Annotated in this window: 21 protein-coding genes, 3 pseudogenes and 1 riboswitch; of the genes and pseudogenes, 14 read left to right on the top strand and 10 right to left on the bottom strand. The window is 63.8% G+C overall.

Going from position 1 to position 20793, the window contains the following annotated elements:
- The first annotated feature begins 60 nt into the window (after window positions 1-60).
- The 5 genes from DIE13_RS33895 (at window position 61) to DIE13_RS30670 (ending at window position 4818) form a co-directional block, all read left to right on the top strand.
- Entirely contained in the window at window positions 61-471 is a 411-nt protein-coding gene (locus DIE13_RS33895) for a DUF2182 domain-containing protein (RefSeq protein WP_409333482.1), read from the top strand.
- A gap of 198 nt (window positions 472-669) precedes the next feature.
- Window positions 670-1035: a DUF2946 domain-containing protein gene (locus DIE13_RS30685; protein WP_124830759.1), complete on the top strand. Its 366-nt coding sequence runs from the start codon at window positions 670-672 to the stop codon at window positions 1033-1035.
- 79 nt (window positions 1036-1114) lie between these two features.
- Window positions 1115-3544 carry a TonB-dependent receptor gene (locus DIE13_RS30680; protein WP_233409998.1) on the top strand — a complete coding sequence of 810 codons (2430 nt, stop codon included), beginning with the start codon at window positions 1115-1117 and terminating at the stop codon, window positions 3542-3544.
- A gap of 13 nt (window positions 3545-3557) precedes the next feature.
- Window positions 3558-4259 (top strand): SCO family protein, encoded by a 702-nt coding sequence (locus DIE13_RS30675; protein ID WP_124830758.1) that lies wholly within the window; start codon window positions 3558-3560, stop codon window positions 4257-4259.
- 67 nt (window positions 4260-4326) lie between these two features.
- On the top strand, window positions 4327-4818 hold the full coding sequence (locus DIE13_RS30670) for a copper chaperone PCu(A)C (protein ID WP_260435146.1): 492 nt from the start codon (window positions 4327-4329) through the stop codon (window positions 4816-4818).
- 151 nt (window positions 4819-4969) lie between these two features.
- Here DIE13_RS30670 and DIE13_RS30665 read toward each other — a convergent pair.
- Window positions 4970-5389, bottom strand: a pseudogene (locus DIE13_RS30665) (SNF2-related protein); the annotation flags it as partial.
- A gap of 296 nt (window positions 5390-5685) precedes the next feature.
- Here DIE13_RS30665 and DIE13_RS30660 point away from each other — a divergent pair.
- The 3 genes and pseudogenes from DIE13_RS30660 to DIE13_RS30650 all read left to right on the top strand — a co-directional run bounded on the left by DIE13_RS30660 (window position 5686) and on the right by DIE13_RS30650 (window position 7400).
- Window positions 5686-6171, top strand: a complete 486-nt coding sequence (locus DIE13_RS30660) for a hypothetical protein (protein ID WP_124830757.1) — start codon at window positions 5686-5688, stop codon at window positions 6169-6171.
- Between the two features lie 313 nt (window positions 6172-6484).
- Window positions 6485-7003, top strand: a pseudogene (locus DIE13_RS30655) (PepSY domain-containing protein); the annotation flags it as partial.
- On the top strand, window positions 6981-7400 hold the full coding sequence (locus tag DIE13_RS30650) for a DUF2946 family protein (RefSeq protein ID WP_124830756.1): 420 nt from the start codon (window positions 6981-6983) through the stop codon (window positions 7398-7400). The pseudogene DIE13_RS30655 and the gene DIE13_RS30650, both read left to right, overlap by 23 nt.
- Before the next feature lie 129 nt (window positions 7401-7529).
- Here DIE13_RS30650 and DIE13_RS33605 read toward each other — a convergent pair whose 3' ends face one another.
- Complete coding sequence (locus DIE13_RS33605) at window positions 7530-7718, bottom strand: hypothetical protein (RefSeq protein ID WP_233410000.1); 189 nt, start codon at window positions 7716-7718, stop codon at window positions 7530-7532.
- Between DIE13_RS33605 and DIE13_RS30645 the strand changes: the two genes are divergently transcribed.
- The 4 genes from DIE13_RS30645 to DIE13_RS30630 all read left to right on the top strand — a co-directional run bounded on the left by DIE13_RS30645 (window position 7717) and on the right by DIE13_RS30630 (window position 13125).
- Window positions 7717-9669: a TonB-dependent receptor domain-containing protein gene (locus DIE13_RS30645; protein WP_233410001.1), complete on the top strand. Its 1953-nt coding sequence runs from the start codon at window positions 7717-7719 to the stop codon at window positions 9667-9669. The two genes, DIE13_RS33605 and DIE13_RS30645, sit on opposite strands and share 2 nt — an antisense overlap.
- 300 nt (window positions 9670-9969) lie before the next feature.
- Window positions 9970-10437 carry a copper uptake system-associated protein gene (locus tag DIE13_RS30640; RefSeq protein WP_124830754.1) on the top strand — a complete coding sequence of 156 codons (468 nt, stop codon included), beginning with the start codon at window positions 9970-9972 and terminating at the stop codon, window positions 10435-10437.
- Window positions 10438-10513: 76 nt separating this feature from the next.
- Entirely contained in the window at window positions 10514-12634 is a 2121-nt protein-coding gene (locus DIE13_RS30635) for a TonB-dependent receptor (protein WP_124830753.1), read from the top strand.
- Window positions 12635-12675: 41 nt separating this feature from the next.
- A complete protein-coding gene (locus tag DIE13_RS30630; RefSeq protein ID WP_124830752.1) occupies window positions 12676-13125 on the top strand; it encodes a hypothetical protein in 450 nt (149 codons plus the stop codon).
- A 45-nt stretch (window positions 13126-13170) separates the two neighbouring features.
- On the opposite strand, the gene DIE13_RS30625 is transcribed toward DIE13_RS30630, so the two are convergent.
- From DIE13_RS30625 to DIE13_RS30605, 5 genes are all read right to left on the bottom strand, one after another.
- Window positions 13171-13629 carry a copper chaperone PCu(A)C gene (locus DIE13_RS30625; protein WP_124830751.1) on the bottom strand — a complete coding sequence of 153 codons (459 nt, stop codon included), beginning with the start codon at window positions 13627-13629 and terminating at the stop codon, window positions 13171-13173.
- Between the two features lie 76 nt (window positions 13630-13705).
- On the bottom strand, window positions 13706-14623 hold the full coding sequence (locus DIE13_RS30620) for a CopD family protein (RefSeq protein WP_124830750.1): 918 nt from the start codon (window positions 14621-14623) through the stop codon (window positions 13706-13708).
- A 2-nt stretch (window positions 14624-14625) separates the two neighbouring features.
- Complete coding sequence (locus DIE13_RS30615) at window positions 14626-14991, bottom strand: copper resistance protein CopC (RefSeq protein ID WP_124830749.1); 366 nt, start codon at window positions 14989-14991, stop codon at window positions 14626-14628.
- A gap of 16 nt (window positions 14992-15007) precedes the next feature.
- Window positions 15008-15925 carry a hypothetical protein gene (locus tag DIE13_RS30610; RefSeq protein WP_124830748.1) on the bottom strand — a complete coding sequence of 306 codons (918 nt, stop codon included), beginning with the start codon at window positions 15923-15925 and terminating at the stop codon, window positions 15008-15010.
- Window positions 15926-16032: 107 nt separating this feature from the next.
- On the bottom strand, window positions 16033-16551 hold the full coding sequence (locus DIE13_RS30605; RefSeq protein WP_233410106.1) for a DUF2946 domain-containing protein: 519 nt from the start codon (window positions 16549-16551) through the stop codon (window positions 16033-16035).
- A 29-nt stretch (window positions 16552-16580) separates the two neighbouring features.
- Window positions 16581-16724: riboswitch (cobalamin riboswitch) on the top strand.
- A gap of 36 nt (window positions 16725-16760) precedes the next feature.
- Here DIE13_RS30605 and DIE13_RS30600 point away from each other — a divergent pair.
- Both DIE13_RS30600 and DIE13_RS30595 read left to right on the top strand, forming a co-directional pair.
- On the top strand, window positions 16761-17822 hold the full coding sequence (locus tag DIE13_RS30600) for a HoxN/HupN/NixA family nickel/cobalt transporter (RefSeq protein ID WP_124830746.1): 1062 nt from the start codon (window positions 16761-16763) through the stop codon (window positions 17820-17822).
- 399 nt (window positions 17823-18221) lie between these two features.
- Window positions 18222-18614: a hypothetical protein gene (locus tag DIE13_RS30595; RefSeq protein ID WP_124830745.1), complete on the top strand. Its 393-nt coding sequence runs from the start codon at window positions 18222-18224 to the stop codon at window positions 18612-18614.
- Window positions 18615-18781: 167 nt separating this feature from the next.
- On the opposite strand, the gene DIE13_RS30590 is transcribed toward DIE13_RS30595, so the two are convergent.
- The 3 genes and pseudogenes from DIE13_RS30590 to DIE13_RS30580 form a co-directional block, all read right to left on the bottom strand.
- On the bottom strand, window positions 18782-19186 hold the full coding sequence (locus DIE13_RS30590; RefSeq protein WP_124830744.1) for a BspC domain-containing protein: 405 nt from the start codon (window positions 19184-19186) through the stop codon (window positions 18782-18784).
- Between the two features lie 56 nt (window positions 19187-19242).
- The gene (locus tag DIE13_RS30585) at window positions 19243-20562 is read right to left on the bottom strand and encodes a chloride channel protein (RefSeq protein WP_124830743.1); all 1320 of its coding nucleotides are present in this window, start codon (window positions 20560-20562) and stop codon (window positions 19243-19245) included.
- Between the two features lie 57 nt (window positions 20563-20619).
- Window positions 20620-20793 (bottom strand): annotated as a pseudogene (locus DIE13_RS30580) (MFS transporter); the annotation flags it as partial.

Below are 20793 nucleotides of genomic sequence, written 5' to 3'. Positions count from 1 at the left end.
TGATGAGTTGGCCGATCGCGTGCTCCATTGCAAGCGGCATGGTTGTCGATTCATGCATGGGTGCCGGGTGCCGCGATTCTTGCGACCGCGGGCGCCTGGCCGCTATCGTCGCTCAAGGGCCGCTGCCGCGACCGGTGCCGCCCGCCAATGATGTTCATCTCGCAGCATTGGCATGGTGCTCACGAGCGGCGCGCGAGTTTCATGCCCGGCTTCCATGACGGCCTCTTCTGTATCGGCTGCTGCTGGGCGCTCATGCTCCTCATGTTTGCGGTTGGCACCGCGAGCATTGCGTGGATGCTCGCCCTTGCCGCCACGATGGGGGCGGAGAAGACGCTTTCGTTGGGGAAAGAAGATCAGCGTGCCGATTGGTGTCGGCCTGTTGTCCTGGGCGGCCCTGATCGTCGCCGAGAATCTGTGATACGGCGCACTCGCGCCCCTGTGTCAGATTGCCGCGGCGCCCCCCCGTCATAAAACGGATCCCGATTATCGTTTGTGGCAGCAACGCTCGCGCAGGTTTGCTGCTCGTTTGTCGCACCACCGGCGAACGGCAGCGATAAGAAGCCGATCACTGCCCTTGCTTGCGTGACTATGGCGCCACGCGAGGCGCGGTGGCCTGACACGGCACTTTCTTCAAGTGGTAAACTCCGCCGCAATCTTTTGTCCGCGACCATGACCTACCGACCCCGCAAGTACCTGACCGCATGGCTTGGCCTCGTCGCCATGTGGCTCATCGTGCTCGCGCCGCTCGTCAGTCAACTGGTCATCGCGGCACATCGCGACGACATCACAGCCGTGCGCTGCTCGGCGATGCAGCCCTCGGCCGACACCGGCCAACTGGGCCGGCACGATTCGCTTGCCGCCTGCGGCTATTGCGACCTGCTCGCCGATCAGGCAGTGATGCCCACAATACCGCCGTCACCGCTCGTGCTGATGCTGCTCGTCGTGATCGCTGCCGCGCCGGTGTTGTCCATCCGTCACACCCCGTTTGGTGCGTTCCCTTCCGGGCGACCACGCGCCCCGCCTGCCTTTTCCTGAAATCCGCTATTGACTGTTGCTGCGACGCGCCCGCTGCCGGCGCGCGCGGTCGTTCGTTCCACGATTCCAGGAAATTTTCATGCTGCACTTCGCATCGCGAAGGCTGGGCGCCCATGCGCGCAGCCGGACGCGTTTCGTCACGCTCGGGCTGCTGCCCCTCACACTGATTGCCCAGGCTGCGCATGCCGCAGCCGGGAGCAGCCCGGACTCAACCGCCTCTAACGCAACCCTCTTCAACGCGACGACAGGCGAGGCTGCAACGCCCACCGCGACGGCACCGAACACCACGGTGCTGCCGACCGTGACGGTCAACGCCAGCGCCGCTGGCGGCGCCGGCAACAGCAGTGCCAGGTCCTCCATCGACCCGAACATGCCGGCGTCGGTCGAGACCGTCACGCCCGACCAGTTCCGGAACTGGAACGTGGTCAACACCGAGGACGTGCTGAAGTACATGCCCAACCTCGCAGTCCGAAAACGCTTCATCGGCGACCTGAACTCGATCATCGCGGTGCGCGGGACGAGCAACACGCAAAGCGCGCGCGGGCTCGTCTATGCGGATGGACTGCTGCTGTCGAACCTGCTCGGCAACAGCTATTCCTTTCCGCCGCGCTGGTCGATGGTGTTCCCCGAGGAAATCCAGCAGGTCGATGTGATTTACGGGCCGTATTCGGCGCTGTATCCGGGCAATTCGCTCGGCGCGACGGTATCGATCACCACGCAGATGCCCACGAAGTTCGAGGCGGACGCAGACGTCAAGGCGTTCACACAGCACTTCAGCCTCTATGGCGTCAACCAGAATTTCAACGGCAGCGAGGCAAGCGCCTCGATCGGCAACCGCATTGGCAAGTTCTCGTTCTTCGTCGGCGCGAATCACTTCGAAAACACGAGCCAGCCCCTGCAGTTCGCAACACTCGCGAAGTCGACGACGCCCGCCAAACCCGGCGACACACAGGTCAGCGGCGCCTACTTCTACAACAATCAGACCAATGCACCGACCGCCGTGATCGGTGTGAACGGCGAAGGCATCGAGCACACGATCCAGGATCAGCTCAAGCTGAAAATGCAGTACGACTTCACGCCCACCGTGCAGGGGGCGTTTACGCTCGGCTACTGGCATCAGCAGTACAACAGCTCGACCTCCACATTCCTGTATGACGCCAACGGCAACCCGGTGTATGGCGGCCGGGTGAACATCGGCGGCTACGAGTACAACATCCCGGCATCGGCACTTGCGCCAAGCCAGGGGTGGAGCGAAAACTGGCTCTATGGGCTCTCGCTCAAGACGCATAACGCAACGGGATGGAACGGCGAGGCCATCGCTTCGTACTACGACATTACGAACAGCGTGGCACGCACAGCGAATGCGGGCGGCCCTGGCAACGGTCCAGGCGTCGTCACGTTCGGCGACGGCACCGGCTGGAAAACACTCGACCTCAAGGCAAGCTGGACGCCGCCCTCGCCGCAGGCCGGGCTCGCCAACCATGCCGTGACGTTCGGTTACCACTACGACAACTATTTCCTCGACAACGAAACGTACAACACGGCGGTCTGGATCGACGGTGGCGCGGGCAGCTTTGCGAATGCCTTCAAGGGCCGCACGCAAACCCAGGCGGCCTACGTACAGGATGCGTGGCGCTTCCTGCCGCGCTGGAAATTCGTATATGGCGTACGCTACGAGGACTGGCAAGCCTACGACGGCGCCCAGGCACTCGGCGGCGCGTACGTCTCCCTCCCCGATGTCAACCAGCATCACTTCTCGCCCAAGGCCTCGCTGTCGTTCGACGTGACGGACGACCTGACGCTGCGCGCGTCGATTGCACGCGCCTACCGCTTTCCCACCGTGAGCGAACTGTTCCAGGGGCAGGTCAACGGGTCGTCGATCGTCAACAACAATCCGAACCTGCAGCCCGAGGACGACCTCTCGAAAGAGCTGAGCGCCGAGTGGGCCCACTGGAACGGCGTATTCCGCCTGTCGCTCTTTCAGGATGACGTAAAGAATACGATCTTCAGCCAGACAGACACGACTGTGATCCCGAACGTGACGAACTTCCAGAACATCGGCAAGGTTCGTTCGCGCGGTGTCGAACTGAGCTATCAGGGCCAGGATGTGTTTGTACACGGGCTCGACCTGATCAGCAGCGTAGCCTATACGCAGTCGAAGATTCTCGAGAACGCGCAGAACCCGGCAACGGTCGGCAAATACTTCTACCGTATCCCCCTCTGGCGCGTCGATGTCGCGGCGACGTATCACATCGGGGAGCGCTATGCACTCATGCTCGCCGCGCGTTACTCGGGCCGCGAGTACAACACGCTGACCAATACCGATACGAACCCGAACGTGTTCGGCGGCACCAGTACCTACACGGTAGCGGATGCAAAGTTCACGTTCCACCCCACGAAGCTCAGCGATCTGAGCGTGGGCGTCGACAACATCTTCGACGCCCGCTATTTCGTGTACCACCCCTACCCCGGCCGCACCTTCTATGTCGAAGGCCGGTTGCGGATGTAATGGAGGCCAGCCCATGTCGACTGCAGAAACCGCTGCTCGCACGGTGCCAGCCGCCACCAGTCACCAGCGGGGATACCGCACGCTATTTTCGCGCGGGACCTCTCGCACGCCATTCGTCTTTCCGGCTCTGATTGTCGGCGCGCTCCTTGGCACGACATTGCTCGCCGGCTGCGACCAAAAGCCCGTGCTGTCGTTCCAGAACCTCGACATCACGGGCAACCGGCAGTTTGCCGGCCATTTCTCGCTTCCGGATACGAATGGACAGGTTCGCACCCTTGCCGACTATCGCGGCAAGATCGTTGTGCTGGTCTTCGGCTATACGCACTGCCCGGACGTGTGCCCGACCACGCTTGCCGAATTGTCGCAGGCGGTTCGGCAGCTCGGGCCGAAAGACGCTCAGCGCGTGCAGGTGCTGTTCGTCTCGCTCGATCCGGAGCGCGATACGCCCTCCGTGCTCGCGCAGTACGCCGAGGCTTTCAATCCGTCGTTCCGCGCGCTACGTCCCGCCGACGCGGCACAGATCAGACAGATGGCCACGGATTTCAATCTGGACTACGAAAAGGTGCCCGGCTCGACGCCCGATAACTACACGATGAACCATACCGCCGCGAGTCTCGTTTTCGACACGACCGGCAAGCTGCGGCTCTACGCACGCGACGGACAAGGCACTACGCCCTGGGTTCACGATCTTCGCGAACTGCTGGGCACGACGTGAAGCGCCACCCGTTACCGCTTTCCGTACCGAATCAGGTACGGCAAACCGTCTGGCGGCATTCGAACGAATGGACGCCAAACGCTATCTTCGTCAACGCAAAACAGGAGATCCTCTGATGCATCGTACCCTCTGCCGCCTTGCCATCGCGCTGCCCCTCGCTGCAGCCGCACTGCCCGCCTTCGCCGCCTCCACCTCGATGATGGTATCCGACTGCTGGATTCGCTCGATGCCCGGCGACACCCCTTCTGGCGGCTACTTCAAGCTCATGAACATGAGCGACAAGCCCGTCGATCTCGTGGGCGTGAGCACGGACGCATTCGGCATGTCGATGCTGCACGAGACGCAAAGCAGCGGCAGCACCTCGAAGATGGTCATGGTGGACAAGGCGAGCGTGCCTGCGAACGGCACGCTCGCCTTCGCGCCCGGCGGCTATCACGTGATGTTTGAAAAGGCAAAGAAGCCGCTCACGGTTGGCTCGTCGATTCCCGTCACGTTCAGGTTCAGCGACGGTGAACGCGTCGAGGCGCAGTGCGCGGTGAAGAGCGCAGCCGGCAAATAAGGGCCGCCTGCAACGGCTACCCGGCGTTGCACTGCCGGACAGGTTCGCTCGCGCCGCTTCGGTGCGAGCGATGCCGCTGCGCGCAGCGTACGGACTTCGCGGCAGCGCACGAGCAATCCCGCTACGGAGCCGGCCGCAGGCTGCGCGCCCGGATGCGATCGAGCATGCTGGTGAACTGGGAGAACAACAGGATGCGTTGTCCCTCATCGATCATTTCGGGCAACATTTCAAGCAGCAGCGTGAGCTTGGCCGATCCCTTCACGCGCGTGGCTTGCGTGCTCTTCAGCAATCGTCGATCGCATCGTGCAGGTCGCGTTGAGCGCCTTCGAGTTCGACCATTCGCTCGATGGTTGTTTTGGGTGGCAACTCGATTGCGACTTCGTCCTTCCGCCGACGCAGCATGAACGGGCGAATGCGGCGGGCGCGCAATTCACGTCGTACGGTGTCGTGTTTTTTTCCATCGGCGTACGCCAGTGTCGAGTGAAATCCTGGCGCGCAGCGCGCGAACGGTTGCCGCCGCTTTGGTGGCCGCATTCTTGACGTATTGCGCTTTACCGAGAATCAACATGTAGCAGCCATATCCCGATGTCGCATCTAGGCGTGCAGCGGAACGACTCGAGCTGACGACACGGCAGGTTCGCCGGCTGGTTGCCCGGCTGCGTGAGCACCGGCCGGCGGGATTGGTGTCGGGAGACCGAGCGAAGCCTGGCCGACTGCGACGGTGTGATTCCAGCCGTCTCCGAAGAACGGACGAGCACCGCCTCCCCCTTGACCTTGTCGCCGTCTGGCCCAATCGAATAACGACTGATACTTCCCATTGGGGCGCTGCAGTCTTTCCCTCCGGAAACCCATGTACAATCGCGCGCCATGAACGCACTTCGCCGCTTCCTGCTCCGGCAAGCCGTCGCGCGACAGCTCCTGTGGGGGTTCCTCCTTGTAACGCTGCTGTCCCGCGCGTTGATGTCGGGCGCCGTAATGCTCGATCCGGACGGTCCGGATGCGGGCTCGGTGGTGCTGTGTTCAGGGCGAGGCCCGTTGATCGTCGACGTGTCAGCACTCGCCGCCCGATTCGATGCGGGTGCGCCGGTCACCCCGGCCAACGATGCGTTCGCGCTCGCCAGCGCGCTGAAGCATGATGCACACGCCGGCAACGCAGCGTCGTCCGCCGGCGGCGACGGCCTCTGCGCATTCGGTGCGGCGCTTTTCACGGCGCTGGCGTCGGTTGTGCTACTGGCTCTGGTGTTTCCCCTCGCGGCACCTCAACGGTTCCCGATTCATTTCGTCATCCCTCGCGTCGTGCGGTCGGTATTCGACAATCGCCCGCCCTGCCGCGCCCCTCCTCTGTCCTGCTGATCGATTTGCCTGATGGCGGGCGCACGTCGACGTGCGCCGGCCGTCAGGCCGCTCGCTTTACACCATCCGATTCAAGTGATTCCCCGACCGCGCCCGCCGCTCGGGCGACGCCGCCATGCGTGCCATGACTGTCCACGCATGACGTGTCGTCGTCCGTTCGGCCGCCGCACGTTGACGTCCGCCGGCGCGCGCCGGTGTGGTTGCTCAACGAACACGAGGAGCTGACACCATGTCGACCACCGTCGAGCGGGCCCTCTCGCTCGCTCAATCCGCCAGCGCCGGTTACCGGACGCTCTGGCGCCGGCACTTCTGTGCCGGCCTGTCGCTGGCCCGCGCGATCGCGATCGTCGCAAGCCTCGGCGTGACGAGCGGCTACACGCTCGCGCTGCCGTCCGGCGCGGACGGCGTATTCACCGCGTCGTACTTCCCGGCCGACCCGAAGGCGGAGCGAACGATCTCCATCGACCAGTACGGCGGTGCGGTGCTGAAGGACCTCCGCTACGACGACTACGGCCCGGCGTCGCGGGCCGTGTCGTACGGCACGTCGCTGCACATGGGCTGCTACTTCGGGCTCGCGAACCGGATCGTCTGCGCGGCGCTGTCGCTCGGGCTGGCCGCGATGGCCGTCACGGGCGCGGTGATGTGGTGGAAGCGTCGTCCGGCGGGAACGCTGGGCGCACCGTCGCGCGAACGCGGCGCGCCGCCGATGCGCGGCTGGATCGCGGGGATCGTGCTGCTCGGCATCGTGTTCCCGCTGACGGGGTTGACGATCGTCGCGGTGTGGTCGATCGACCGCCTGCTGTTCGGCCGTGCGGCACGCTCGGCGGTCTGATTCAGCGCGCGCCGGCGTACGCGGCGCGCCGACGCGACAAGCCCGGGCCACCGCGTGGCTCGGGCTGCTCGCGCTCGTGCTTGCGCTTGTTGCTCCGCTGATCTCGCAACTGCGCGCAAGCGTGATCGCCACCGACGCGCCGTTCGCGGCGATCTGCTCGGCGAGCGGCAACACGTTTTCCACGCAACCCAAACCGCATACGCCGTCGGGCACGCATTTCGATCGCTGCGGCTATTGCGGCCTGCTCGCCGGCCATCCGCCACTGCCGTACGCGGTGTCCTTCTCCGCCCCTACGGCCCTGCGGCAAGCGCTGCCCGAACTGCCGACCCCTTCAACCTCCCGCCAGTCGAAGCGCTACGCGCTCGCCGCGCGCGGGCCGCCGTCCGCTCGAGCCTGACGTGCGTTTCGAACGCGTCGACACACGACCGTGCCGACGTCGTTCGCACAGATTGCCTACCACGCCGATGCCTGGTGCAGAGCCCGTGCGCAAGCGCGCGCTGCGCGCCGGCCGCGGTGTGTGCCGTATTCACCATAACCATACACACAACGACATGTTTCCCTTGACTCGTATTGCCATCGCGCTGTCCGGTGCGATCTCCGTTATGTCCGCCTCGACAGCATGCGCACAAAGCGCCGTCGCGCCGACCGAAGCGCCGGCCGCGTCGACGCTACCCGCGATCAACGTCAGCGCGACCCGCGCGGCGGACTCACTCATGTCGAAATCGACCGACGATCTGAAGCGCACGCTCGAACAGACGGTCGGCTCGGTCGGCTTCGTCGATGCCGACAGCTACCGGAACACCTACGCATTTACGCTGCGCGACGTGCTGAAGGACGTGCCCGGCGTGTTCGTCGAGAACCGCTACGGCCAGGAACTGCGATTGTCGATCCGCGGCTCGGGGATTGCCCGCGCGTATCACACGCGCGGCCTCGAGATCCTGCAGGACGGCATCCCGACCAATCTCGCGGACGGCAGCGGCGACTACTACCAGATCGATCCGCTCGCGCTGCAGGCGGTGCAGGTCTACAAGGGCGGCAACGGCCTCGCATACGGTTCGTCGACGCTCGGCGGCGCGATCGACTTCATCACGCCGACGGCCTATACGGCCGACGCGCCGAACATCGTGCGCGTGGAAGGCGGCAGCTACGGCACGGTGCGCACGAGCGCGCAGGTCTCGCGCGTGCTCGGCCCGCTCGATTTCCTCGCGAACTTCAGCGTGAACCACGCGGACGGCTATCGCGATCACGAGAAAGGCCAGTACGAGCAGTTCAACGCGAACGTCGGCTACCGGTTCAGCCCGACGGTCGAGACGCGCTTCTACGTGGGCCTGTACGTCGTCGACCAGTTGCTGCCCGGCACGCTGTCGCTGTCCGACGCGCTGAACAATCCGACCAAGGCCGCGCCCAGCGCGATATCGGGCGATCAGGCGCGCAACACACGCACCGAGCGGATCGCGAACCGCACGACGGTGAAGCTCGATTCGGGCGAACTGCAGTTCGACACGTGGGCGATCCACAAGAGCCTCTATCACCCGATCTTCCAGGCGCTCGACCAGGACGGCTGGACTTACGGCTTCGCGCCGCGCTACACGGGCCACCTGAACGTCGGCGGGATGCGCAACGACCTGATCGTCGGCGCGCGCTTCTTCGGCGGCCGCACGCAGGCGAACCAGTACGTCAACGTCAACGGCGACAAGGGCGCGCAGACGCTCGACTCGACGCAGACGGCGTTCAACTACGAAGCCTACGTCGAGAACCGGCTGTTCTTCCTGCCGACCGTCGCGCTGATGACCGGCGTGAAGGCGCTGCATTCGGTGCGCGAATACATCGACTACGGCGGCCTGCCAGGCGATGCGGCCTACAAGTCGACGAACGCGAGCTACAGCGGCGTCAACCCGAAGCTCGGCCTGCTGTGGCAGCCGGATGCGAACACCCAGGCGTATGTCGACATCACCCGCAGCCAGGACGTGCCAGACTTCACCGACCTCACGCAGACCTTCTCGGGCACGACGCGCTTCACGCCGCTCGCGGCGCAGCACGCGTGGACGCTCGAGTTCGGCACGCGCGGTTCCCGCGAGCGCGTGAGCTGGGACGTGACCGCCTATCGCTCGCTCGTGCGCGACCAGTTGCTGCAGTACACGACGAACCCGGACGTCCCGGCGTCGACGTTCAACGCGAACAAGACGGTGCTGCAGGGGATCGAGGCCGGCGCGTCGGTCGAGTTGCTGCGCAACGTCACGGGGCGCGGCGTCGGCGACAAGATCACGCTGTCGGGCATCTGGAACCTGAACGACTTCCGCTTCAAGAACGATCCGCAGTACGGCAACAACCGGATCGCGGGCGTGCCGCTCAACGTGCTGCGCGCGACGCTCGGCTATGCACGGCCGAGCGGCTTCCACATCGCGGCGACGCTCGACTGGGTGCCGTCGGGCGCATGGGCCGACGATGCGAACACGCTGCGCGTGCCGAGCTACACGCTACTCGGGTTGCAGGCCGGCTACGACTTCCGCAACGGGCTGTCCGTGTTCGTCGACGCGCGCAACCTGACCAACAAGCGTTACGTCAGCGACATCAGCACGGTCGCGGATGCGCGCACCGCGAACACCGCGATCTTCTACCCGGGCGAAGGGCGCAGCGTGTTCGCCGGCATGCGGTACGCGTTCTGATGAAGCACGCGAATTCCACCACGTCGAACCATGGAGGTTGGTATGAATGCTCGCCTTTCCCTGCTTGAACGCATCGTGCGGCACCGGCGGTCGTTGAACATCGCGACCCTCGTCGTGGTCGGGTTGTGGGCAGGTTGGGTTGCGTGGATCACGCGGCCCGCTGCACTCGACGCACTGCCCCGAAATGCCGCGTGGTGCACACGAGCGACGGAGTGAGCGGCTTCGTCGCATGGCACTCGATCCCCTGACCGCCCCGCGCCGCATCGCGGGGCGCAATTCAACACATTGCCCACTTCCATCATGAAGCGATTTTTTTCGATCCACTCGCTCGCCGGGCGGATCGCATGCGGCGTCGCGCTCGCAGTGGCCACCGCGAATGCATGTGCTGCCGACGCCCCACCCTCGGCCGCCATGCAGATCGCGCAACTGCTCTCCCGCACCTACGACAGCCCCGACAGGCATGTCGTGACCGAGGCCGTCGCCCTTGCCGGCAAGTTCGCGATCGCCGACTGGACGCAGCGCGACATGGCCGGCCGTGCGCTGCTGCGCGTCGTGAACGACCACTGGACGATCGTCACCTGCGGTGGCGCTGCGTTGAAGGATCCCGCGTGGCTGAAGGATGCCGGCGTGCCGCCATCGGATGTGCACGTGCTGCTGTCCCGTCTCGCGGATGCCGAGCGGCCGATGCGCGCGATCACGGTCGCGCGTTTCGACCGATTCCGCATGCCCTCCGACGTGTCTTCCGCATCGGGTGCCGCTCCGCATTGACGTCACGACCTGGCGTGCCGTGGCCGCGGCACGACGGGATTCGTCCCGACTCCAATCAACCGAATCAGAGATTTTGATGAGCATTCGACACAACCGGAAAGCGTGGCTTGCTCCCGCATGCATCGCGATCGCGATGACCGCGCAGGCCGAGCCCGCCGCACAACCTGACGCCGAGCGCGACGATGGCGAGTCTGCCGATACGCGCGGCGGCCACACCCGAGCCGCACCGAAAACCGATCCGACCGCAGCCGGGACCGGCGACTCTACCTTCGTACTCGGCACCATCGACGTCAGCGGCGCGCGTACCGGCGCATTGACGTCCAGGAATATCCTGACCTCGGTCGACCGCGTCGACGCCGAGCATATCGAGAACCGGAACGCGCGCAGTCCATGGGAACTGTTCGGCCAGTTACCGGGCGTGCTGCTGACCGACTTCAACCAGGGCACCACTTCAGGCAAGCTGTCTTTTCGCGGCTTCAACGGCGAGGGCGAGATCAATGCGGTCAAGCTGCTGATCGACGGCCTGCCGTCGAACAGCAACGACGGCAACATGCCGTTCATGGATGCCGTGTTTCCACTCGAAATCGACTCGCTCGAGACGGTGCGCGGCACCAACGACCCGCGCTATGGGCTGCACGCGATCGCCGGCAACGCGTCGATCGCGACACTCACGGGTGGCACCTACGCACGCGGCCGGATCGGCTACGGCAGCTACGACACGTTCGATGCGGAAACGGTCGCCGGCCATGAAACCGACACGTTCTCGCAGAACTACGCGTTCGGCTACCGCAAGTCGGACGGCTATCGCGATCACTCGGGATCGGACAAGGCTGGCGTGGCCGGCAAGTGGTTCTACAGCCCGACAGCCGACGTACGCGTCGGTTTCTCCGCACGATACGCGCGCGTGTCGGCCGACGAGGCCGGCTACCTGAGCGGCGCGGACGCCCACACGAATCCGCGCGCCTCGTACACATTCAACTCGACCGATCAGGCAACCCGAGAAACGGGACAGTACGCGCTGTACGCCGATGTGGATCTCACGAACCGGCTGTCGTGGTCGACGATCGCGTACCTGAACACGTTTCGCGAGCGCCGCTGGGTCACGTTCTCTTCGGCGACCAGCCAGCAGGAGCGTTTCTCCGACGAGCGACATCTCGGCTTTCTGAGCACCCTGACGTTCCGTCCGCGTGTGAACTGGCTGCGCGATTTTGCGCTGGAGGCCGGCGTGAGCGGCGAGTGGCAGGACAATGTCAGCCGCCGCTGGCTCACCGACCGCCACGTGCGCACATCGCAAACCCGCGATCAGGCGTTCTCGTACGACACCTGGGGCGCATACGTGCAGGCCGTCGTGAAGCCGGTCGAAGCGCTGAAGATCGTGCCTGCCTATCGCGTCGACGTGTTGAGCGGGCAACTCACCAACAACCTGAGCGGCGCGCGCTACGACATGAACGGCTACGGCGTGATTGGCCAGCCGAAAATCAGTGCGGTCTATACGCCGTGGCACGGCTACAGCGTGTATGGCAACTACGGCCGTTCATTTCAGGTCGGCGTCGGTGCCGGCGCGTACAAGATCCCGCCGCGCACCGGGGATCTCGCGCCGTCGATCAACGACGGCTGGGAGCTGGGCGTGAAATTCCAGCCGGCGGACTGGCTTGACGGCCGCGTTGCTTACTGGGAACAGCTCGCGACCAACGAGGTACGCCGCAAGCTGAACGACCCGACCGGCGACTACGACAATCTCGGCAAGACGAAGCGCCACGGGATCGACCTGCAGGCCAACCTGCGTGTGGCGCGGGATGTCGGGCTGTGGTTCGGGTACACGTACCAGATGGCGCGCATTGTCGATCCGGGGCCTGCGAGCCCGGCGAGCGCCGGCAAGCAGGTCGATCACGTGCCGAACCATCTGTTGTCGGCCGGGATCGACTGGCGGGCAACGCCCGAACTCGACGTGTCGGCATGGGGCAATGCACAGAGCGCGTACTACCTCGAGCAAACCAACTCGACCGGCCGCTTCGGCGCGGCGGTGACCGTCAACGCGCGAGCCGCCTATCGCGTATCGAAACGGGCAACCGTCGAGCTGCAGGTGACGAACCTGTTCAACCGGTTCAACGAATACGTCTGGTACGACGGCTCGCAGACACTGCATTCGCCAGCGCCCGGCCGGGCCGCGTTCGCGTCGCTGACCATGCGCTACTGAAACATCACGGCATACGTTCAATCGAAAAAGGAAATGTCCGCATGGTTACGATGGCATGGCACTACACGGTCATGTTGCACTTCGAGTCCATCATCATGAGCGAAGTCATCATGCCGAAAACGCTCGACATGGCACCGGAAGCGAAGCCTGTCGCGTGGTTCTCGCGCAATCCGTACTGGGAGAAAACGGCCAACAGACGGGCGATCGACCCGGGCACCGGCGATCGCGTGACATTGACGATGTGGCAAACGCGCCAAGCTGGCGGTGGACTCGTACGCTTCGGGATCGACGCGACGAAGCTGCTTCACGATCAGGCACTCTGGCGACGGGCGCGGATCGAGGACACGGCACGCGACGCGCTGGTCGCAGCAGGCGTGCGTCAAGGCGCGGATCCGCTCGAATGGTACGGATCGGTCAAACCCGTTCCGGTCGAGCGGCTCGTCATCGAGTCGCTCGACGACACGTACCGGTGGCAGACGTTCAAATGGTAGAAGCATGCCGGTGCGTATTGGCACCGGCATGCTCGTTTGCCGCGTCTACTTCGCCATCGTTCCCGGTGCCTTCACCATGCACTGCGCGGTGACTTTCTCGCCGTCGCCGAACGTGAAGGTGAGCGGCAGCGTCGTACCGACCTTCAGCGGATGCGTCGGCTGCTCAAGCATCAGGTGATAGCCGCCCGGCGCGAACGACAGCGTGCCGCCGGCCGGTACCGTCGCCTTGTCGACCATCACCATGGTCGACGTGCTTCCGTTCGATTGTGTCTGGTGCAGCATCGCCATGCCGAAAGCATTGCTGTCGACGCCGGTCAGGTCGATCGGGTTGCCGCTGCGGTTCTTCACGTTGAAGAAGCCGCCCGACGGCAAATTGCCGGGCATCCCGCGAATCCAGCAGTCGGAGACGGCGACCGATTGTGCCGGCGCCGCATGCACGACCGGCGACAATGCGGCGGCGGACAGGAACGCGAGCGCAGCACGCGTTGTTTTCGTGATATTCATTGCCGATCCTCTGTCATGAATGGTTGGATAACGAAGGGGCCCATACCCCTGCCTTGTTCCGTGAGCAAACGTGTCGTCAGGACGCGCCCGCCGTCGGCGCCGTATGGCCCAGCAACGCTGCAAGCGCCAGGACCGCGACCATGACGACGGCCTCGACGGCAAGCGCCATGTCGAAGCGGCGTTGCGCGGCCGGATAACCGGTATCGTGCCGTTCGGCACGCAAGCGCAGATCGGGCAATACGACCAGGCGGTTCCAGCCGCCGAGCAACGCCGCAAATGCGACGCACGTGAGCTTTGCCGCGAGCACCCGGCCCCAGGCTATGCCAAACAGCGCCGCGCTGGTTTGCGCCGTATCCTGCAGCACGTTGTAGAGCCCCGTGACGAGCACGATAGCGAATGCACCGGTCGCGAGATGGGAGAGCGCCGAGCAGAACGCAGCCGTCTGTTGCGCCGGAACGCTCGCGGTCCCGGTACGCCCGAGGCACCGCAACAGGCCCGTGGCAGCGATCACGCCACCGGCCCACATCGCTGTCGCGAGTACGTGCGTCAGGTGCACCGCTTCACGCCACGAAAAGTCGCCGCCATCGGCCGCGTGACCCATGGCCGCCTTGCCGGCGGCCCAGAGCAGGATGCCCGCGGCGCACGGCACGGCGTCGCGGCCGCGCGCGAGGATGCCCGCCGCGACGAGCAGCGCGCCTGAACATCCGATCGACCAGGCGATACCGAAATGCGATTCCGTGAGCACGGCCACGACAGCAGGTCCGGCGTCGGCGAGCGGCGAGCCGCTCATCACGGCGGCTTGCAGCCACAGATAGCCGAACGCCGTCAGTGCAAGCGCGAGGCCGAGCGCAGCGCGCACGACGCGCAGCGCCCGTTGGTCAAACAATCCGATGCGCCGGTCGATCGAGCCGCACGCGAGCAAGCCCGCCGTCGTGGCGAACAGCAGGTCCTGAACGGCGGCCAACGCGATCTGCGCGTCGACGAGCACGTCCACGGCTACTTCACCGTAAACGTATAGTGCCCCTGCGTCCGGTGGCCGTCGACCGCGACGGCCACCCACGCGACCGCGTAAACGCCCGGCGACAGCGAATTCAGCGCGACGGACATGTGCTTCTTGTTCGCCGCGTCGACTTCGGGCTTGCCGTTCGTGACGGCGTGCCCCTGCGCATCGGTGACGGCGATCGAGCTAAATGCGGGTTCGAGCGCGTCGTCGAAATCGATCGCGACGGTTTTCGGCGACGCGGTAACGGTTTCGCCCGCGGACGGCTGCTGATGCGTCGGATACGCATGCGCGTGAGCAAGTTGCGCGGCGGCGAGCAGCAGCGCGGCCGCCGCCGCGCGCATCGTGGTCGAAAGATTCATGCGGTTTCTCCGTGGATCAGAACAGCGGCTTGCCAAGCGAGCCGGGGAACAGGTCGTCGAAATACAGATGCGCGTCGAAGATCACGCCGACATGGTTGCCCGATGCCCGATTAACGGGAATCTGCGCCTCGACGCCGAATTGTCCGTAGCGGTTGAGCCACAGTACGCCCGGGTTGATCGTCCCGGTCGTCTGGCCTGAACACGCACCCGCCGTGCATGTGCTCATCGGCGCCTCGACGACGAACACCATGTTGCTGAGCGGCTGCGGCAGGCCGAGGTTCTTCACCTGCTGCTGCAGGTACGGGATGCTGTATTGCAGCGTCAAGCCCCAGCCGAACGAGTTCGGCCCCTGGTCGGACGACGCTGTGGTCAGGTTCGGCCCGAGTTCGGCCGTCAGCGCGAGCGGGCGCAGATAGCCGAGCGACGCGGGCAGATCGCCGAAGCCCTTGCCGAGGTAGACGGTCGGCGTAAATGTCGAGTACGCGTTCGCGATCGATTTCGCGCCGGTGCCGCCGATCTCGGTTTCCAGGCCGACGGACGCCATGAATTCGTGCGCGGCGTTCGTGTAGACGAGGTACTTCACGCCGAGCGTGACGTTATCCCAGCCCTTCGCGGAACCGCCGTTCGGATCGTTCTGCGACACGTACTGGCTGGCGACGCTGAACGCGAGGTTCTTGGTGATCAGCTTGTCCCACTCGTACGACACGGTATTGACGTTCATGTTGTCGCCGTTGTCGTCCGGCGACTTGATATGGCCGAACTGCATGTCGAACTCGTCGCCGACACCGGGGTCGTCCACTGTCATCGTGGCAGGAAAGACGCGGTCGCCGACCACGGCGTGCGCATTGGCGAAAGAAGCATGGGAAAGGCCGGCGCAGGTGGCCAGCAGCGCGGCGCATGCGCGAAGCGCGCGCCGTTCGGTATTACGAGGCATGTCGTGTGTTCTCCGGTTGTCGTTCGATATCGTCGCGCGTACGCGCGACGACTCGCCGCCTCGCGCTTCGCGGGCGGCAATTTTTCAGGCAGAAAAATCAGACGAAATCAGGAGAATGCGGGCGGCGCACGGGATTGCGCGACCGTGTGGACGAGGCTGATGCGAGCCGGATTCGAGGCCGATACGACCGGCCTCTGCGAACCGGGACGCAGAGTGGCAAGCACGACGGCGTGCCCCGGCAACGCAGTCGCGTGAGCGAAGAAACTGCAATAGGGACAAGCCTGCCAGTGCGTCTTTGCCGCGTGCGACGGCTTGCCGTCATGTGCGGCCGACACTTCGTCGACGCTTGCGGTGCAATAGACGGTCAGTGCGTCGACGAGCTGGTGACGCGACATCATCATCTGCGAAACCGCAGGGGCGAGCGCCATCATCAGGATTGCAATCAATCCGATCAGGCTGCCGGGTTTGCGGAAACGGGCGACGTACATGACGCGCAGAGACGATGACATGGGACGTGACGGACGGCGATTATGCCATGCTGGAAAAGGATCAAGCTCCCGAAATATTTCAGTAAACGAATGCGATATTTCCGAATGTAATGTGAAAGAAATCGGCTCGAGCACCATCACGAACGGAATCGACTTTTCGGTTTCCGCGCGGTATAAGCGGAGTTGATTTCTCTTGACGCAGACACAACGGGAAACCGGTGAGATTCCGGTACGGTCGCGCCACTGTATCGGGACGGCGTTTGCAATCGCAGTCGATCCCGAAGCCAGACCTCGTTGTGCACCTGCCCTTTCACCATTCGGAACGCGTGCTTTCCGGGAGATTCTCGATGCTTGACCGATTCACTCAGATTTTCAACGACTCGAACGCCAGCGTACGGCGGAAGTTGCTGGGCATTTATGGCGTGCTGATCGCCATCAACGTGTTTGCATGGGTATGGGCCCTGGTGGCGTTCCATGCCTATCCGGTCCTGCTCGGCACCGCGATGCTCGCATACGGCTTTGGACTCCGACATGCGGTCGACGCCGACCATATCGCCGCGATCGACAACGTCACGCGCAAGCTGATGCAGGAAAAAAAACGGCCGGTCGCGGTAGGGTTCTTCTTCTCGCTTGGCCATTCGACCGTCGTCGTACTTGCATCGATCGCGGTCGCACTCGCGACCACGGCGATCCAGAGCCGGTTCGACAACTTCAAGGCGATCGGCGGCATCATCGGCACGGCCGTTTCAGCGTTTTTCCTGTTCGCGCTCGCGCTGATGAACCTCATGATCCTGCGCGGCATCTACCGCGCCTGGCGTCACATCCGCAGTGGCGGCGCATACGTCGACGACGATTTCGACATGCTCCTCGCCGATCGTGGCTTTCTCGCGCGGTTGTTCCGCCCGCTGTTCCGGCTGGTGACGCGGAGCTGGCACATGTACCCGATCGGCTTCCTGTTCGGCCTCGGTTTCGACACGGCGACCGAAATCAGCCTGCTTGGCATCGCCGCGACACAGGCGGCGAAGGGCCTGTCTCCGTGGGCCATCATGGTCTTTCCCGTCCTGTTCAGCGCAGGCATGTCGCTCGTCGACACGCTCGACGGCCACCTGATGCTCGGCGCTTACGGCTGGGCTTACCAGAAGCCGCTGCGCAAGATCTACTACAACATGACGATCACGCTGGTGTCGATCGTGGTCGCGCTTGTGATCGGCGGCATCGAGGCGCTCGGCCTGCTCGCCGATCAGCTTGACCTGAAGGGTACGCCGTGGGACGCGATCGGCACGCTCAACGACAACTTCGGCATGCTCGGCTACATCATCATCGCTATCTTTGCAGTCAGCTGGATCGCGTCCATCGTGATCTATCGAGTCAAGCGTTTCGACGAGGAATGGTTGAAGACGCGCACGTGATTGGCCGACAACAGCGGGCGGATATTTTCCGCCCCGACTCGACAAGGTCCTTGTAGCCATCCGGCAAGTAGACCAACATCCATCATCCGACAACGGTGCATCAGACGACGAAACAGCGCAGTCAGGCCTGTGTATTTCGATCCGCTTACGTCAACTGCTTGCGCAGCGTTTGACAAATCCCGCCGTTGCCTCGTTGCTACTGCTGGTCGTCGCGTTCCGCCTGCTACTACCGCACGGTCTGATGCATTTCCCGCCTGGTGCGCCCGAAGCGTCAAGCGCTTCTTGACATGCGAGATATCCAGTCATCAAATCACCGCTGCCACTCATCTTTCATGTCACACTGTGACGCAACTTGACCGATGGATTCGACTTCTGCCGCATGGAATCGTGAGGACACCGTTGAACATTTGGCACATGACAATTGCCGCGGGAATCTGCGTGCTCCTCATAGCGTGTTCTCGTCGCGAGGGTGTATTGGGGCAGTCGCCCGTGTTCTCTGCAAACTCCAATATATCTGCGACGGAAGTCGCGAATTGCGTCGCTCGTCGGTGGAAACAGAGCACGCGGCAACTGCATCTCGGCGAGCGCGCCGGAACGATTACGCTGCGCGCCGAATCGTTCTTTCGAGGCGTGCCGGTCGGTCTGCGTATCATGCCGGACGGGCATCATTCACACGTCGAGTATTTCCGTCAGCGCCGTGCCGACGGGCTCTATTTATCGATGGTACGCGGCTGTCTCCATCTCCACGTGATCCATGGTGCGGCAGGCACGCCGACCGTCCCGCAATCATGAGCGCGCGAAACTTGGCCGCACAGATCCGCCGATATGGGCGAGGGTCACCCGCCAACGCAGAGATCACAACACGCGACCATCATCGTCATCCCGCCGGATAGTGGCGCCGATACATCACTGCTCGCGAATACCCGGGTAGCGGTTGCAGTTCAGGATCGATGAACCCGTCACCGCAAATCCGACGGCTTCAGCATGACGCTCACCACGTGTGCACGCCAGATTTTGCACTTCGCAGTCACGGGGAGCCACGCACCACGAGGCCGCAGGCGCGCTGAAGCGCGAACAGTCACCGTTGAATCGACCAGCGGCTCGCTGTTGGAATGATCCTCCATCCCGCGAAAAGCTCGAACCTTGGCCCTCAGCAACCGGACGTCAGGCGCGAGAAACATGTCGTACTTCGCCGACGTTCGAATCCATCGGTCGATTTCCGCGACACAATCGATGACGATCGGACGAACGTTCATACGTGCCAGGTAGCGGTAATCCTCGGGAATCGTATCTTCGGCGCGCAAGCGTGCGACAGACACAAACAGCAGCAGCAACGTGGCGAGAATAAACAGCAGGCCCTTCATGAGTCGAGACGAACGCAGTTAATGATCTTCGATGCCCGGAGCAATGCCCCGCAAGGTCATCGGTGGTCAGCGGGAAAATAGCGTGTCGACAACGCTTCGTACAGCGGCGGAGCAAAAAATCGCGAGACGCGGCTGGCGATCAGCGCCGTGGCCATCAACGAGATGACGAGTGCGTGGCCGTTGATCATCTCGATGACGATCACGAACGCGGTGATCGGGCTCTGCGTGACCGCGGCCAGATAGCCGACCATCCCGAGCGCGATCAGCATCTGAAGTTGCATGCCCGAGAACAGAATATGTAGCGTATTGCCGATCCCTGCACCGATCGCGAGCGATGGAGCAAACAAGCCGCCCGGCGCACCGGGCAGGTACGAGCCAATCATCGAAACCATCTTGAACACCGGGTACAGGACGCTGACGTTCGTATGGCTTTCGAGCATGCCGCGGGCTTCCGCGTATCCGCTGCCGAACGTATGGCCGTGTGTCGCCACACCGACGACTGCGACGACCAGCCCGCACGCCGCGCCGAACAGCACGGGCTGACCTGCACGAAAATCCTGAAGCCCTTGCGGCATCCAGCGTCGCGTGTTGAGTAACAGCCAGCAGAAGATTCCGCCCATGACGCCCGCGATCACACCGATGAGGACGACCGCAAGCGCCAGCGACTGAGGCAGGTGCGCGCCTACGTCGATCGTGCCGAAATAAACGTAGTTACCCTGAAGGCCAAGCGATACGATACCGGCGAAGATGATCGCCGTGATCAGCACGCCACTCGTCCGTTGCTCGAAACTGCGTGTGAGTTCCTCGATCGCGAACACGACGCCGGCGAGCGGTGCATTGAACGCGGCGGAAAGGCCTGCCGCCGCGCCCGCGAGGGCCAGCCGGTGCTCGAGCACGCCCGGGCGAATCGCACGAAAGCGCTGAGGATAAAACTTCCGCAGGTTGAACATGAGTGCGGCACCGACGTGAATCGTCGGGCCTTCACGACCGATCGTGAACCCGCCGAGAATGGCCAGGAACGAGACGAGTATCTTCCCGATCAGGATCCGGAACTTGAGCAACCGCGCCGCCGTGTTGCCTGGAGCATGCAGCATGGCAATCACCTGTGGAATGCCGCTCCCCTCCGCACCATCGAAGAATCTCCGCGTCAGCCAGACCGTAACCGCCCCGATCGTCGGCGTGACGATCAGCGGCAACCATGCATGTTGGGCCGCATAGCCCAGAAACACCGCGTAGCCGAAATCGATCAGCTTCGCGTAAAGCACCGCTACGAGGCCGACGGCCACCGCACCCAGCCAGAACACGCCATAGTGAAGCCAAAGACGCCGCGCATGCAGCAACGCGCGTCGATCTGCGAGCGCGGAAATGCGGATCATCGGTCTCCCCCTACCCACTCGTCAGTCTTGTTCATTTTCAAACGGTGCCCTGATCGTTCAGGTTCGCGGCGGCGGCGGCTTCATGCTGAATGCGATCGCCAGCCATATTGAAACCGCGCCGGCGCACATCAGAAACACCATGTTCGGGCCGCCTTGCTTCAGCAGCCAGCCGCCCGCGATGCCGCCGAGCGCGAGCCCGATCGACTGCGTGGTGTTGTAGACGCCCGTGGC

It is taken from the genome of Burkholderia sp. Bp9016 (genome assembly GCF_003857765.1).
Lineage (GTDB): Bacteria > Pseudomonadota > Gammaproteobacteria > Burkholderiales > Burkholderiaceae > Burkholderia.
The sequence above is the reverse complement of the archived record's forward strand: the minus strand, read 5'-3'. Positions and strand labels throughout refer to the sequence as shown.